15 protein-coding genes and 1 tRNA gene are annotated in these 12994 nt (G+C 45.9%); 7 read left to right on the plus strand and 9 right to left on the minus strand.

Annotated features, from left to right (window positions below):
• Positions 1-2 precede the first annotated feature (2 nt).
• From HTH_RS05330 to namA, 4 genes are read right to left on the minus strand one after another with little or no spacing between them, the layout of a single operon-like run.
• The gene (locus tag HTH_RS05330; RefSeq protein WP_012963698.1) at positions 3-998 is read right to left on the minus strand and encodes an aldo/keto reductase; all 996 of its coding nucleotides are present in this window, start codon (positions 996-998) and stop codon (positions 3-5) included.
• Between the two features lie 2 nt (positions 999-1000).
• Entirely contained in the window at positions 1001-3124 is a 2124-nt protein-coding gene (locus HTH_RS05335) for a xanthine dehydrogenase family protein molybdopterin-binding subunit (protein WP_012963699.1), read from the minus strand.
• The gene (locus tag HTH_RS05340) at positions 3121-3579 is read right to left on the minus strand and encodes a (2Fe-2S)-binding protein (RefSeq protein ID WP_012963700.1); all 459 of its coding nucleotides are present in this window, start codon (positions 3577-3579) and stop codon (positions 3121-3123) included. The genes HTH_RS05335 and HTH_RS05340 overlap by 4 nt, the downstream gene beginning before the upstream one ends.
• Before the next feature lie 11 nt (positions 3580-3590).
• A complete protein-coding gene (gene namA / locus HTH_RS05345) occupies positions 3591-4646 on the minus strand; it encodes an NADPH dehydrogenase NamA (RefSeq protein WP_012963701.1) in 1056 nt (351 codons plus the stop codon).
• A gap of 104 nt (positions 4647-4750) precedes the next feature.
• Here namA and HTH_RS05350 point away from each other — a divergent pair, with 104 nt between their 5' ends.
• Complete coding sequence (locus tag HTH_RS05350) at positions 4751-5164, plus strand: winged helix-turn-helix transcriptional regulator (RefSeq protein WP_012963702.1); 414 nt, start codon at positions 4751-4753, stop codon at positions 5162-5164.
• The gene (locus HTH_RS05355) at positions 5118-6416 is read left to right on the plus strand and encodes a TrpB-like pyridoxal phosphate-dependent enzyme (protein WP_012963703.1); all 1299 of its coding nucleotides are present in this window, start codon (positions 5118-5120) and stop codon (positions 6414-6416) included. The genes HTH_RS05350 and HTH_RS05355 overlap by 47 nt, the downstream gene beginning before the upstream one ends.
• Here HTH_RS05355 and HTH_RS05360 read toward each other — a convergent pair.
• Positions 6413-6670 carry a hypothetical protein gene (locus HTH_RS05360; protein WP_012963704.1) on the minus strand — a complete coding sequence of 86 codons (258 nt, stop codon included), beginning with the start codon at positions 6668-6670 and terminating at the stop codon, positions 6413-6415. The two genes, HTH_RS05355 and HTH_RS05360, sit on opposite strands and share 4 nt — an antisense overlap.
• 94 nt (positions 6671-6764) lie before the next feature.
• Here HTH_RS05360 and HTH_RS05365 point away from each other — a divergent pair.
• The 5 genes from HTH_RS05365 to HTH_RS05385 all read left to right on the plus strand — a co-directional run bounded on the left by HTH_RS05365 (position 6765) and on the right by HTH_RS05385 (position 9248).
• Positions 6765-6840 (plus strand) — tRNA-Asn (locus HTH_RS05365).
• A gap of 16 nt (positions 6841-6856) precedes the next feature.
• On the plus strand, positions 6857-7435 hold the full coding sequence (gene minC / locus HTH_RS05370) for a septum site-determining protein MinC (protein ID WP_012963705.1): 579 nt from the start codon (positions 6857-6859) through the stop codon (positions 7433-7435).
• Complete coding sequence (minD, locus tag HTH_RS05375) at positions 7432-8220, plus strand: septum site-determining protein MinD (RefSeq protein WP_012963706.1); 789 nt, start codon at positions 7432-7434, stop codon at positions 8218-8220. Before minC ends, minD begins: the two co-directional genes overlap by 4 nt.
• Before the next feature lie 3 nt (positions 8221-8223).
• Complete coding sequence (gene minE / locus HTH_RS05380) at positions 8224-8463, plus strand: cell division topological specificity factor MinE (RefSeq protein WP_012963707.1); 240 nt, start codon at positions 8224-8226, stop codon at positions 8461-8463.
• The gene (locus HTH_RS05385) at positions 8460-9248 is read left to right on the plus strand and encodes an HAD-IIA family hydrolase (RefSeq protein ID WP_012963708.1); all 789 of its coding nucleotides are present in this window, start codon (positions 8460-8462) and stop codon (positions 9246-9248) included. Before minE ends, HTH_RS05385 begins: the two co-directional genes overlap by 4 nt.
• On the opposite strand, the gene HTH_RS05390 is transcribed toward HTH_RS05385, so the two are convergent.
• Genes HTH_RS05390 through HTH_RS05405 form a run of 4 tightly spaced genes read right to left on the minus strand, consistent with a single transcriptional unit; the run spans position 9217 to position 12959 of the window.
• Positions 9217-10245, minus strand: a complete 1029-nt coding sequence (locus tag HTH_RS05390; RefSeq protein ID WP_012963709.1) for a polysaccharide deacetylase family protein — start codon at positions 10243-10245, stop codon at positions 9217-9219. The two genes, HTH_RS05385 and HTH_RS05390, sit on opposite strands and share 32 nt — an antisense overlap.
• Positions 10242-11336 (minus strand): glycosyltransferase family 4 protein, encoded by a 1095-nt coding sequence (locus tag HTH_RS05395; protein WP_012963710.1) that lies wholly within the window; start codon positions 11334-11336, stop codon positions 10242-10244. Before HTH_RS05395 ends, HTH_RS05390 begins: the two co-directional genes overlap by 4 nt.
• Positions 11314-12186: a hypothetical protein gene (locus tag HTH_RS05400; RefSeq protein WP_012963711.1), complete on the minus strand. Its 873-nt coding sequence runs from the start codon at positions 12184-12186 to the stop codon at positions 11314-11316. The genes HTH_RS05395 and HTH_RS05400 overlap by 23 nt, the downstream gene beginning before the upstream one ends.
• Complete coding sequence (locus tag HTH_RS05405; RefSeq protein WP_012963712.1) at positions 12129-12959, minus strand: peptidyl-prolyl cis-trans isomerase; 831 nt, start codon at positions 12957-12959, stop codon at positions 12129-12131. Before HTH_RS05405 ends, HTH_RS05400 begins: the two co-directional genes overlap by 58 nt.
• Between the last annotated feature and the right edge of the window lie 35 nt (positions 12960-12994).

A 12994-nucleotide genomic window follows, 5' to 3' on the forward strand; every position in this document is an offset into this window, starting at 1 on the left:
GTTCAACAATGTATAGGCGGTGCCATAAACTCCGGTCCCATAGGGTCCTTCACATGCCTTTCTATGATGCGATCTATCTCCTGCATGTCCTCTTGGCTTATTTTCCATCCGAAGACTTCTGGCAGGTCCTGAAGGTGCTCCGGCTTTCTCACTCCCCAGAGGGCTACCCCCAGAGGGCTTTTTTCAAGTAGCCACCTTACTGCCAGATGTATGACCCTCTTTCCGTACCTTTCCTGTGCGAACCTGTTTAGCTCCTCCACCGCTCTTAGATACTGGGAAAAGCGTGGCTCCTGAAACTTGGGGTCTATCTGTCTGAGGTCATCCCCAGAAAACTTGCTGTCTTTGTTTATCTTTCCGCTGAGGAGTCCCCTGCATATGGCACCGTAGAAGAGCATGAGTATTTGTTTCTCCTCGCAGTAGGGTAACACATCCTTTTCTATATCTCTCTCAAAGAGGTTGTAGGGGGGCTGGCACACATGCAGGGGTGCTACGCTTCTGAAGGTCTCCATCTGCTGTGGTGAGTAGTTGCTAACTCCTATAGCTCTTATCTTTCCCTGTCTGTATAGCTCGTGCATAGCTTGGGCGGTTTCCTCTATGGGTACCTTGGGGTCTGGCCAGTGTACCTGGTATATGTCTATGTAGTCCCTTCCGAGCCTTCTCAGTGAGTCCTCTACCTCCTTCATTATCCTCTCCTTTGAGGAGTTCCTGCAGACTTTGCCCTCGGGCGTCCACTCGAGCCCTACCTTCGTGGCTATAACTATCCTGTCCTTTTCCCCGTATTCCTTCAGAGCCCTTCCCACTATGCTTTCCGAAAGTCCAAAGCCGTAAACGGGTGCCGTGTCCACCAGATTTAGCCCCATGTCAAAGGCTTTCAGAAGTGCCTTTACCGCCAGCTCTTGGTGCGTCCCTCCCCACATCCAGCCTCCTATAGCCCAGGTGCCTACGCCTACTCTGGAGACCTGTATGTCCGTACCCGGCACTTTCACATACTCCACCATCTTTATGCCTCCTTAAGAAGCGTTTTTATGTAATCGGGTGTCATGGGTAGGCTGTTTACTTCAATGCCGTATCCCCACAGGAGCGCGTTGGCAACCGCTGGAGCTATTGGTGGGAGTCCAGGCTCTCCAACACCACCCATGGGTCCCTCCCCTCTTACTATGTGCACCTCTATCTGAGGAGCTTCAGCCATAGTAAGGAGTGAGTAAGTGTCAAAGTTGGTGCTGGCAGGACCGTTCTTTGAAAACCTCACCTTTTCTTTGAGCGCGGCGCTCAGTCCCATGTTTATGGCACTCTCCATCTGAGAGACCACCAGGTCTGGATGCACCACCATAGGTCCCAGGTCTATGGCGCACACCACCCTGTGGACTCTTACCTGTCCGCTCTTTCTGTCCAGAGACACCTCCGCCACCTCTGCTACATGGCTTCCAAAGGAAAAGTGGTAGGCTATGCCCATAGCCTCCCCGTATCTTGGCTTTTTGCCCCATCCTGCCTTTTCTACAGCAACTTCTATAACCTTTTGTGCCCTCTCGTGGTTTTTGAGAAGCTCAAGCCTCAAATCTACAGGATCCCTTTTGCCCATCTTGGCAAGTCTATCAATGAAAGTTTCAAGAGTGAAGGCATTGTGAGAACTTCCTACTGACCTCCAGAACCACACGGGAATGGGAAGGTCCACCTTGACAAACTCCACATGCAGGTCAGGTACCTCGTAAAACATGTTCTCTATGCCTTCCACCGCAGCCCTGTCAATTCTGGAGGGTCTTCCTGCCCACTCAAAGACCGCAGGCACCGCTATCTTGTGATAAAGAGCTATTACCTTGCCCTTTTCGTCAATGGCACCTTTGAGCCAGGTGGCGTTCATAGGTCTGTACCAGCCAGACTTTACATCGTCCTCTCTGGTGTAGATGAGCTTCACGGGTCTTTTGACTTTCTTTGATATTTCTATTGCCTCCCTCACAAACTCCACATTTGATTTTCTGCCAAACCCTCCTCCAAGATAAGTGGTGTGTATTTCTATTTTATCCTCGGGCAAACCCGTAATCTCCTTTGCCACCTTGAGAGCCCAGGTCTGCGCCTGAAGGGGTGCGTAGACTACGCATCTGTCCTCTCTCACATCTGCCACGCAAGCCATAGGCTCCATTGTGGCATGATAAAGGTAAGGAAGTAGGTATACAGCTTCCACCTTTTTTGGGGAGGCTTCTATCTTTTTGAGGGCATTCCCATCGCTCCTTGCCACCAGACCTTTTCTTTTTAGCATGTCAAGGTAGTAGCGCTCCAGCTTCTCATCGTCAAAGCCTTCCAGCGGACTTTTGCTCCATTCTACTCGGAGTTTTTCCCTGCCTTTAAGGGCGGACTCAAAACTACTGGCGCATACGGCCACTCCCGTGGATATGGGGAATGTGTCAATGACTCCTTTCACCCTTCTAGTCTGGTTTGCGTCGTAGGACATCACCTTAGAGCCAAAGTATGGGGGTCTTTCTACCAGCGCGTAGATCATGTCTTTGACTCTCACATCTATGCCAAAGACAGCCTTTCCGTCTATCTTCTCCGGCACGTCTATTCTGGACACATTTTTGCCTATGTATATAAACTCGGATGGGTCTTTGAGCTTTGGGTTTTCTGGCAGAGGCAGTTTAATAGCCTTTTCCCAAAGCTCTCCGTAGCTTGCCTTTCTCTTGCCGTCCGTTATGTAGCCCATGCGAGCAGAGAGCTTTTTCTTTGACACTTTCCACTCCTGAGAGGCGCTTGTGAGAAGCATCTCCCTCATGGATGCACCCAAGAGCCTCAAAAACTCATACATGTTCCTTACGCTGGTGCTACCTCCCGTGAGCTGCGCCCCCATCTTTCTGTCTATGTAAACGCTCCCTGCGGGAGCTGGCTTTACCCTGACTCTTTCCCAAGGAAAGTTCAGCTCATCCGCCACTATCATGGCAAGACCTGTATAAACTCCCTGACCCATCTCCGACTTGTTAACCAGCAGCATCAGGTAGTTGTCCCTGCTGATGCTTGCCCAGAGAGCGGGTTTTAGGCTTGTCTCCTGAGCTTTGAGTATCTTTACGCCATCTGGCAGTAAAAAAACGCCTATGCTTAAAGCTCCAGCCTTTAACAACTCTCTTCTTGTGATCATGACGCCACCCCCATGAGTTTTTGAGCTCTTTGCACTGCTTTAAGTATCCTTCCGTAAGTTCCGCACCTGCAAAGGTGAGAAGACATAACGGAAACTATCTCCTCTTTGCTGGCTTTGGGATTCCTTTTGAGAAGTGCATAAGCCTCCACTATCTGTCCCGGTTGACAATAACCGCACTGGGGAACTTGAAGCTCTCTCCAAGCCACTTTAACAGGATGGTTGGAAGGTATGCCTTCTATGGTGGTTATTCTCTTTTTCTGAAGGGATTTTACCGGTGTTATGCAAGACCTTGTGGGACTGTCTTCTACCAGCACAGTGCACGCACCGCATATGCCCTTTCCACAACCGAACTTAGTGCCAGTGAGCCCCAGATGTTCTCTTATGACCCAGAGAAGAGGAGTTTCCTCCTCCACATTAACCCTATAAGCCTTTCCGTTGATATAAAGCTCCACCATAGCTAAACCTCCTATAACCACGCTCTTATGTACTGCCTTGGCACTTCTGGTTTTAGCCAGTGGGTCTTTGCCCACCTCATGGGAAGGTATGGGTCTCTCAGAAACTCCCTTGCCATCGCCACCAGATCCGCCCTTGAATTCATCACTATCTCCTGAGCCTGCTCGTAAGTGGTTATGAGTCCTACGCACATGGTCATGATGCCTACCTCTTTTTTTATCCTCTCCGCGTAAGGCACCTGAAAGCCCGGGTAAGCGTTAACTTTTTCATCTTCCACAATACCACCAGAAGAGCAGTCTATGACATCACAGCCCTCATCTTTGAGTCTCTTTGCCAAGTGGATACTATCTTCCAGTGTCCATCCTCCCTCTATATGGTCAACGCAGGAGATTCTCACAAAAAGAGGCATGCTGTCGGGAATGACTTTTCTTACCCTCCTTACCACATCTACGAGGAACCTCTCCCTGTTTTCTATGCTACCACCGTACTGGTCGGTTCTTTTGTTGGATATGGGAGAGAGAAACTCGTGAATGAGGTATCCGTGCGCAGCGTGGACTTCTATAACATCAAAGCCTGCCTCAACGGCTCTTTTTGCCGCATCCTCAAAAGCCTTCTGAACGCTCTGCATATCTTCCTCAGTCATTTCCTTGGGTGTATGCCAGTCCGCACCGTAAGGTACCGCGCTGGGTGCTATGGCGTGCTTTGAGCCTTTTATCTTCATACCATCTCGTTCCCAGGGTGGGTAATCCTCCGCCTTCCTACCTGCGTGAGCCAGCTGTATGCCCATCTTGGCACCAAAAGAGTGGCAAAAGTCCACAACCCTTCTGAGAGCATCTATATGCTCGTCCTTCCATATACCTAGGTCAACCGGAGATATTCTTCCTCTTGGCTCAACTGCAGTAGCCTCTGTGAATATGAGCCCTGCACCACCTACCGCCCTTGAGCCCAGATGCACCAGATGCCAGTCGTTGGCAAAGCCATCTTCCGAGGAATACATGCACATGGGTGAAACCACTATACGGTTCTTTATGGTGAGCCCGCGGATGGTTATGGGAGAGAAAAGACCCATCTTTTACCTCCTTGCTTGAGGCTATTTTACCACTTGATGATCTTTTGTCAAGTACTTACAGTTTTGTGATATACTTACAAAAAGGGAACTATAGGAGGTGCACTATGAGTAAGTGCCCCATTGAAGTAACGCTCAGCGTTATAGGTGGCAAGTGGAAATTTCTCATCATCAAGGAACTTATGGATGGTCCTAAAAGATTTTCTCAGCTCATGAGGTCTATAAAGGGTATAACTCAGAGGATGCTCACCAAACAGCTCAGAGAGCTTGAAAGGGATGGGATAATAGAGAGGATACTTTACCCTCAGATACCACCAAAGGTGGAGTATACGCTTACACCAGTAGGTAGGGAACTCAGAACAGTGCTACTTTCCCTGCATCGGTGGGGCAGCTTGTATATGGAAAAAAACACCAAAAAGGTAAATCCCAGTTGCGAGACGAGATTGTTGTATAATGGAGATGAGGAGGTAAGGAATGAAGATACTGCTATCGGAGGAGGAGATACCAAAAAGCTGGTTTAATATCACTCCGTATTTACCAAAACCTCTGGAGCCTCCTCTGGACCCCCAAACAAAAGAGCCAGTCAGTCCGGACAAACTCCTTGCCATATTTCCAGAGCCTATAGTGGAGCAGGAGGTTTCTGAAAAAGAGTGGATAGAAGTGCCAGAGGATGTTCTAAGGGTATACTCCCTCTGGAGACCAACACCCCTTCACAGGGCAAAGAACCTTGAAGAGTACCTTCAGACACCTGCCAAGATCTTTTACAAAAACGAGAGCGTCTCACCACCCGGAAGCCACAAGCCAAATACTGCGGTGGCTCAAGCTTACTACAACAAGGTTTCAGGAGTTAAAAGGCTCACCACAGAGACGGGTGCAGGTCAGTGGGGAAGCTCCTTAGCCTTTGCCACTCAGTTCTTTAACCTTGAATGTGAAGTTTATATGGTAAGAGTAAGTTATAACCAAAAGCCTTTCAGAAGAATACTTATGGAAACATGGGGAGCTAAAGTAATCCCATCACCCAGCCCTTACACTCGGGCGGGCAGGAAGTTTTACGAAGAGAACCCAGAGCATCCTGGGAGTCTCGGTATAGCCATAAGTGAAGCTATAGAAAAAGCTCTTACCTCTTCGGACACCAAGTACTCTCTTGGTAGCGTCCTAAACCATGTGCTTTTGCATCAAACGGTAATAGGTCTTGAGGCAAAAAAACAGATGGAAAAAGCAGGATACTATCCTGACTATGTGGTGGGCGCGGTCGGTGGTGGTAGCAACTTTGCAGGGCTTGCCTTTCCCTTCCTGAAGGACAAACTCACAGGTGAAAAGCCCCACCTTGAGGTCATAGCGGTAGAGCCAGAAGCCTGCCCTACCTTAACAAAGGGTGAGTACAGATACGACTACGGAGATACTGTAGGCTTGACGCCTCTGATCAAGATGCACACCCTCGGACACGAATTTGTTCCCCCACCTATACACGCTGGAGGACTTCGGTATCACGGAGATGCCCCTCTTTTATGCCTGCTCTACCATGAAGGTTATATATCCGCATCCGCCTATAAGCAGAGAGCTGTTTTTGAGGCTGCTATTACCTTTGCAAGAACGGAAGGCATAGTTCCCGCGCCAGAATCAGCCCACGCCATAAGAAAAGCCATAGACATAGCTTTGGAGTGCAAAGAAAGAGGAGAAGAGAAGGTGATACTCTTTAACCTATCCGGGCACGGCTACTTTGACCTCTCCGCCTATGATATGTACCTGAAGGGTGAACTGCCTGACACTTAATCGTCCCAATCTCTCCAGTGCTTCCAGTGCTTGTGTTTGTGAATAATAATCACCCTCTCCACCGGAACATAATAAACTGGGGGAGGATAGTAATAAGGTCTGTATATGACTGGTCTTTCCACATAAACTACTCTGTCAGGACAGTAGTGGGGAACGCCAAGGTTTAAACCTACTGAGAAGAATACTCTCTCATGTGCGGTTGAAACAGATAAAAGTCCCAAAACTAAAAGAAAGGTTATTGCTAGCCTTCTCATACTTTCCACCTCCTTACTTTTGAATATACTCTTTTGTATGAACAAGAGATGAAAGTTGAAGAGTCTACAGAAAATGTTTATAATTTTTAAGGTATCCGGGGTAGCTCAACCGGCAGAGCGGGTGGCTGTTAACCACCTGGTTGGGGGTTCGAGTCCCTCCCCCGGAGCCAAAAAAAAGGTAAAAGTATGATAGAGATAAGGGGATTAACGCTACCTGTGGTAGTTGTAAAAGTAAAGGGGAAGCTGAGCTACCAAGAAATTATAGAGTATTTGAGCGAAAAGTTATCCTCCAAACTCTTCAAGGGAAGCTACTTTCTTATAGATGATGGAGGATTTTTGAGCGAAGAGGACCTGGCAAAAGTAGAAAGTTTCTTAAATTCCAGAGAGATAAAAAGTGTAAAAAGGCTCAGCTCGGATAAGGATGAGAGAAAGAGTGACAGACTCTTGATAGTTCAAAGGCATCTGAGGTCAGGGCAAAAGGTGGAGCACGGTGGTGATGTGCTTATCTTGGGAAATGTCAACAAAGATGCGCAGGTGATAGCTGGAGGAAACATCATAGTGATGGGTAAGCTCAGAGGGATAGCGGTGGCTGGTGCTTTGGGTGATGAGAGCGCGGTTATAGTTGCCCTTCAGATGGAACCCCAACAGCTCAGAATAGGGAGGAAGGTTGCCATATCCAGCGACGAAGACAGAAACTCTCCGGGTTATCCTGAAGTTGCAAAAATTGAAAATGGTACAATAGTTTTAGAGAAGGTGAAAGGATGACAAAGATATACGTTATTACATCGGGGAAAGGCGGCGTAGGAAAAACAACCATCACTGCAAACTTGGGAGTTGCTCTTGCCAAGCTCGGAAAAAAGGTTTTGGCGGTGGATGCGGACATTGGACTCAGAAATCTTGACATGATACTGGGGCTTGAAAACAGAATAGTTTACGACATACTGGATGTGCTTGATGGTAGGGTAGAGTTTTCCAAAGCGCTGGTCAAGGACAAGAGGGGAATCCCCCTGTGGCTTCTTCCTGCCAACCAAACAAAGAATAAGGATGCGGTGGATAAAGATAAATGGGTAAAACTTTTAGAAGACATAAAAGCCTTGCAAGAGTATGATTATGTGTTTATAGACTCGCCTGCGGGTATAGAGCAAGGTTTTCAAATAGCAGTACTTCCAGCGGATACAGCGCTTGTGGTTGTGAACCCCGAAGTTTCATCGGTCAGAGATGCGGACAGGATAATAGGACTTCTTGAAAATATGGGTAAGAAGGATTACTTTTTGATTGTGAATCGCATAAGGTGGGATGCGGTCAAAAAAGGAGAGATGCTCTCTGTTGAGGATGTGGTGGACATTCTCAAGGCACCCCTGCTGGGTGTTGTGCCAGAAGAGCCAAAGCTCGTGGACTTTACCAACAGAGGAGAACCTATAGTTCTTGACGAAAGCTACAACGCATCAAAAGCCCTTCTGGATATTGCAAGGAGAGTACTCGGAGAAGATGTCCCCATAGTGTACCATGGTGAAAAAAAGAGCTTCTTAGAAAAGCTGTTTGGGAGGTAAAACTTGCTGGATTTTCTGTTTGGGAGAGGGAAGAGTAAAGACGAGGCAAGAAAGAGACTTACCTTAGTGCTGGCTTATGAGAGGCGTGGACTCCCACCTAACTTCGTGGAAAAGCTCAGAGATGACCTTGTTTCTGTTTTTTCCAAGTACCCCCAGTTTGAAGTAAGAAGGATAGAAGTGGATATAAAGAGGGAAAAGGAAGGTTTTGACGAGCTCTGGATCAGCATACCCTTCAAAATATGATAAGACTTTTGCTTGACCTGGATGGCGTACTTGTAAGAGACAAAGCTCTCAACCCTTTTCCGGATACTTCCGATTTTTTAAACTTCCTCAGAAGGAAAGGCGTACCATTCAAGGTGGTTTCCAACAACTCCACAAAGCCACCCAGAGAGATGATAGAAAGCCTAAAAGGCAAAGGGATATTTCTTGAAGAAGAAAAGTTCGTATCACCTCTTAGCATACTGCCCCATTATCTAAGAAGAAACGGCATTTACCGTCTATTCGTAATAGGCACGCCTAACCTCAAGTCTTACCTTGAAGGAGGAGGTTTTCAAGTGGTGGAAAACCACGCTGTCCAAGCCGTCATAATAGGGCAGGATAGAAACTTAGACTTTAACAAGATAAAAACCGCAACATCTGCCGTATTTTTGTCCAACGCCAAGATACTGCCCGTTAACCTAAGCAGGATAGTTAAGGATGATGATGGTCTTTACTTTCCTGGTGCGGGTGCTATAGCACGGATGCTTGTACACGCATGCAACTACAAAGAGGATGTTCCCAACCTGGGCAAACCATCGGAAGAGTTCATAAACTACGCCATAGAGGACATGCCCGGAGAAGAGACTTACCTTGTGAGCGATGACATATACACGGACCTCGTTGGCGCCAAAAACCTTGGCATCAAAACCATTTTTATGACAACAGGTAAGTATAGAAAGGAAGAGCTTTCAAAGGCAAACTTTTGCCCGGACTTTATCTTTGAAAGCCTCAAAGACCTCAGAGATTTCTTAGAAACTTTGCCAAGATAACCAAAAATGACCACATGTCTTTTGGCACAGTCACTCTCGGAATAAGGTATTTATCTTCCCCATACTTGATAGTTCTCTTTTGGGTGGTGAAGGCTGATAAAAATCTTTGGGAAAGCATATTTCTTAAAAGCTCATCGTAATCTCCAAAAGGATAAGCTGAGTGAATTATGCGCTTTCCAGTCATTTCCTCAAGCTCTCTTAAAGACTCATCTATTTCCTTCTCAACCCTTCTTATCCTCTCTTCTTCTTTCTCAAATTCCAAAAGCTTATCAAAGTTCTTAAGAAGCTCTTGCCTTAGCCACTCTTTCCACCCTCTTTTCCTAAGGATGTCGGAAGGCAAATCCCTTAAGAAAGCTCTCACTTCCTCCCTAAGCCTGCCCCTTCTTATGGAAAGAGACCCCTTCATGGGAAATATGGGAAATCCCATCTTGGGCTCTTCTCCATAAGCATGAAGAAGAGACCAGTGCCAGCTTTTGCCGTCATAAAAATCCAGCAATCTTTCTTCACAGAAGTCTTTTGTATGATACTTGGAGTGCCAGCCTATGTCAAAAACATCTCCCATACTGCAAAGCTCCTCTTGGCTTAAAAAGTCCTGACTTTTTCCTTCTTTTAGAAACTCGTAATTGGCTTGCCACATATTTTTGGGAGAGTAAAGCTCACTAAAAGAAGCTTTTGCCTTCCAGTAGTCCTCAAGGGTTTTTCTCTTTCCTTCCTCTTTTAGTACTCTTGAAGATGCAACAAAAATGGTAGCTCTGAGTCCATGCTTTTTAAGAAGAGGGTACGCGTAAATATAGTTGTCAGCATATCCATCGTCAAAGGTGATGGCAACTGATGGGTATTTGGGATGTTTTCCTTCACTTACAAGGTATACAACATCATCAAGAGTAATGACTTTAAAGAGTCTTTTTATGATGCAAAGCTGAAGGTCAAAGGTCTTCCACCAGAGGTCAAAGGTAGGGTACTTAATAACCTTGTGGTAGAGCAAGACCAGTATCAAGAGGTCAACCTCTCAAAGAGTTTTTCGTAAGCATCTGCCGTTTTACTTATGGAAAAGTCCTGAGCCGTTATGCAAGCTCTTTGGGATATTTTGCTAAGTTCTTCTTCAGAAAGCTTAAGGACATGGAGCATCTTCTTAAGAAGCCCTTCAAAATCACCCACATCCACAAGAAAACCATTCTGCCCATCCTTTATAACTTTCCCTATCCCACCTGCGCTGGTGGATATTACCACTTTACCGCAAGCCATAGCCTGAAGTAGAGAATTGGATATACCTTCAAGGTAAGAAGAAAGCACAAAAAAGTCAGAGGCGTTTAAAAGGTTCTCCACATCCTCCCTAAAGCCAAGAGCCAAAACTCTATCTCCTATGCCGTACCCTTTTGCTATAGGTGGTGCGTGAAGGTCCGTATCTATACCTACCAATACTAAATAACACTTGTCGCACCGCATCTTGGAGAAGGCTTGTATAAGCTTGTCCTGTCCCTTTACCTTTGGGTTCCAGTTGGCAACATTTATAAAAACTTTATCCTCGGCAGAAAGTCCGAGCTTTTTTCTTGTGTGCCATCTGGCTTCTTCATTCTTTCTGAATCTTTCCGTGTCTATCCCGCTTTCTATAACGAATACTTTTTCTTCCGGAAATCCACCTTTTACCAGGCTCTCCTTTATGGCAGAAGACACTGCCACAAGAGCGTCCGCATAAGCATACTTGAGCTTCAAAGACAGAATATTGGGCATCCTGCCTGATCGCTTTACCGCCACTAACTTGGGTCTCTTTTTGAGAAAGGGATATACCATCCTCACAAAGTCAAAGGCGTGTGGTGAGTTGGCAATTACCACATGAAAGCCAATGTCTTTTATTATCTTCCAGAGCCTGTAATAGTTGGCCAAATTAAATCTTGAGAGTTTGTTATGGTGCTCAAAAAAGTGAAACCTTACGCGGTAAGGTTTTAGCTTTTCTACCATATGGACATATTCAAAGGCTAAAGCTAAATGGATGTCTGTACCCCTCTTGGCAAACTCCTTAGCCAGCAGGTACACCTGCTCTTTTGTACCGCCCCAGCCGATCCCATCAACTACCGAAAGAATACGCATCCGAAAAGATCTTTACAAAGCTCTTCTTCTTTAAGTTTTCAAGAAGCTCCCTTCTTTTTTCTTCAATTTTTTTAGCCAGTATCTCTTTTCTTAGCTCATCCTCAGAAACACCGCTGTATATTTCCTTCTGGTCTTTTACCTGAGCCAAATATATGTGCTCACCATCTTCTGCAACTACAAGAGTGTTTAGGGGAGCTTTCCAGACCTCTTTATCAAGAGGTTCCACCAGATCACCTTTCTCCACACTGAGACTCTCCACTTTTGCAGAGAACGCCCTTGCTATATCCTGAAGTGTCTTCCTTTCTTCCATCATCTTTAGCAACTTCTCTCCGTCCTTTTTATCAAGTACAAGCAGGTCTATGTCCCTCCTTAGCTTAACCTCTCCTCTCTTTAGTTTTTCAAGTTCCACATCAAGGTCAGAGACTTTTATCTCCTTAGAAAGGTATATGCTCAGACCTTGCGTAGAGAGAAGCTCCTTCTCAAGAAACCTTTTAAGGTCGTCAAGAGTAAGCTCTTCCTTTGCCAATTCTTTTGCCAGTCCCTCCAAGTCCGTGTTGTTGGCTTTTGCTATATCCATAAGGGTTGCACTAATGTATTCCTCTGGGACACGCCCTCCCCTACTTTCCAAAAACTGAGCAAGAAGATACACATCAACCAGCTTATTTATAACCTTATGTCTATCCTGGGTGCCATAAAAAAGCTCAGCAAGCTTTACATCGCTCTCAAGGATAGGCTCACCGTTAACGGAAGCGATTACCTTATCCACCAGTTTCTGCGCAAAGGCTGAAGCAACTAAAGTTGCCAGAAGAAGAATTCCACACGATATTCCTTTGAGACCTTTTGAAACCATTTTTTAAACACCTCCTGTCTCTTCTCCTTTAATAACTTCTCTTTAACCACGGGCTTTGCTTCCTCAAGGGATAAAATGCCATCACCCCGCCTGTCTATGACCTTAAGTATAAGGTACCCACTGCCTGTATCTATCGGTTTTGAAGTTTTGCCTACCTCGTAGGGATACAGTTGCTGCTTTACTATTTCTGGAAGCGTCTGAATAGAGTACCACATAGGGTCACCCTCCTTTACTCCCCTTAGCCCTTCTAAACTTTCTGCTCCCTTTGATAGGCGGTAATAGACTTCATTGGCTGTGTCCAGATCCTCCACCAAAACTCTCCTTACTAGCACCTGTGCAGGTAGCTTAAAGTCTCTCAAATTTAGGTAATAGTATGCAGTTATCTCCCTATCGCTGACATCTATATCCTTTGCTATCCTGTCTAAGATTTTGTTGGTAAGTATCTCAGTCTTTACTAACTCTCTCACCGTTTCACTCAGAGGAACATTTCCTATATTTTTTGTTATGTATTCTTTAAATTCGCTTTCCTTCACATTTATGCCCATTTTTTTCGCCTCCTGCTGTATTATCAGGCTTCTTACATACTCCACAAGAAACTCCTGCATATCTCTTTTGGTAGCCTGAGCTATGGGCAGATGTATTATCCCACGCCAGTAAGCATTGAAAGCGCTAATAACTTCCTCTCTTGTTATACTCCTTTGGTTGACCTTTGCCACCACATTAGCATAAGAAAAACCAACCATCAGGAGAGTAATAAGTACAAAAAGTGCCATATGACAATTATAGAAGATGCTTTACATCATTTGCA

This window comes from Hydrogenobacter thermophilus TK-6 (assembly GCF_000010785.1).
Lineage (GTDB): Bacteria > Aquificota > Aquificia > Aquificales > Aquificaceae > Hydrogenobacter > Hydrogenobacter thermophilus.

Excerpts from the sequence above, each read along its gene's own strand:
- HTH_RS05385 (WP_012963708.1), top strand. The coding sequence starts at position 8,460 with ATGATAAGACTTTTGCTTGACCTGGATGGCGTACTTGTAAGAGACAAA.
- minC (WP_012963705.1), top strand. The coding sequence starts at position 6,857 with ATGATAGAGATAAGGGGATTAACGCTACCTGTGGTAGTTGTAAAAGTA.
- HTH_RS05350 (WP_012963702.1), top strand. The coding sequence starts at position 4,751 with ATGAGTAAGTGCCCCATTGAAGTAACGCTCAGCGTTATAGGTGGCAAG.
- HTH_RS05360 (WP_012963704.1), bottom strand. The coding sequence starts at position 6,670 with ATGAGAAGGCTAGCAATAACCTTTCTTTTAGTTTTGGGACTTTTATCT.
- HTH_RS05395 (WP_012963710.1), bottom strand. The coding sequence starts at position 11,336 with ATGCGTATTCTTTCGGTAGTTGATGGGATCGGCTGGGGCGGTACAAAA.
- namA (WP_012963701.1), bottom strand. The coding sequence starts at position 4,646 with ATGGGTCTTTTCTCTCCCATAACCATCCGCGGGCTCACCATAAAGAAC.
- HTH_RS05400 (WP_012963711.1), bottom strand. The coding sequence starts at position 12,186 with ATGGTTTCAAAAGGTCTCAAAGGAATATCGTGTGGAATTCTTCTTCTG.
- minD (WP_012963706.1), top strand. The coding sequence starts at position 7,432 with ATGACAAAGATATACGTTATTACATCGGGGAAAGGCGGCGTAGGAAAA.
- HTH_RS05355 (WP_012963703.1), top strand. The coding sequence starts at position 5,118 with ATGAAGATACTGCTATCGGAGGAGGAGATACCAAAAAGCTGGTTTAAT.
- HTH_RS05335 (WP_012963699.1), bottom strand. The coding sequence starts at position 3,124 with ATGATCACAAGAAGAGAGTTGTTAAAGGCTGGAGCTTTAAGCATAGGC.
- HTH_RS05405 (WP_012963712.1), bottom strand. The coding sequence starts at position 12,959 with ATGGCACTTTTTGTACTTATTACTCTCCTGATGGTTGGTTTTTCTTAT.
- HTH_RS05330 (WP_012963698.1), bottom strand. The coding sequence starts at position 998 with ATGGTGGAGTATGTGAAAGTGCCGGGTACGGACATACAGGTCTCCAGA.
- HTH_RS05340 (WP_012963700.1), bottom strand. The coding sequence starts at position 3,579 with ATGGTGGAGCTTTATATCAACGGAAAGGCTTATAGGGTTAATGTGGAG.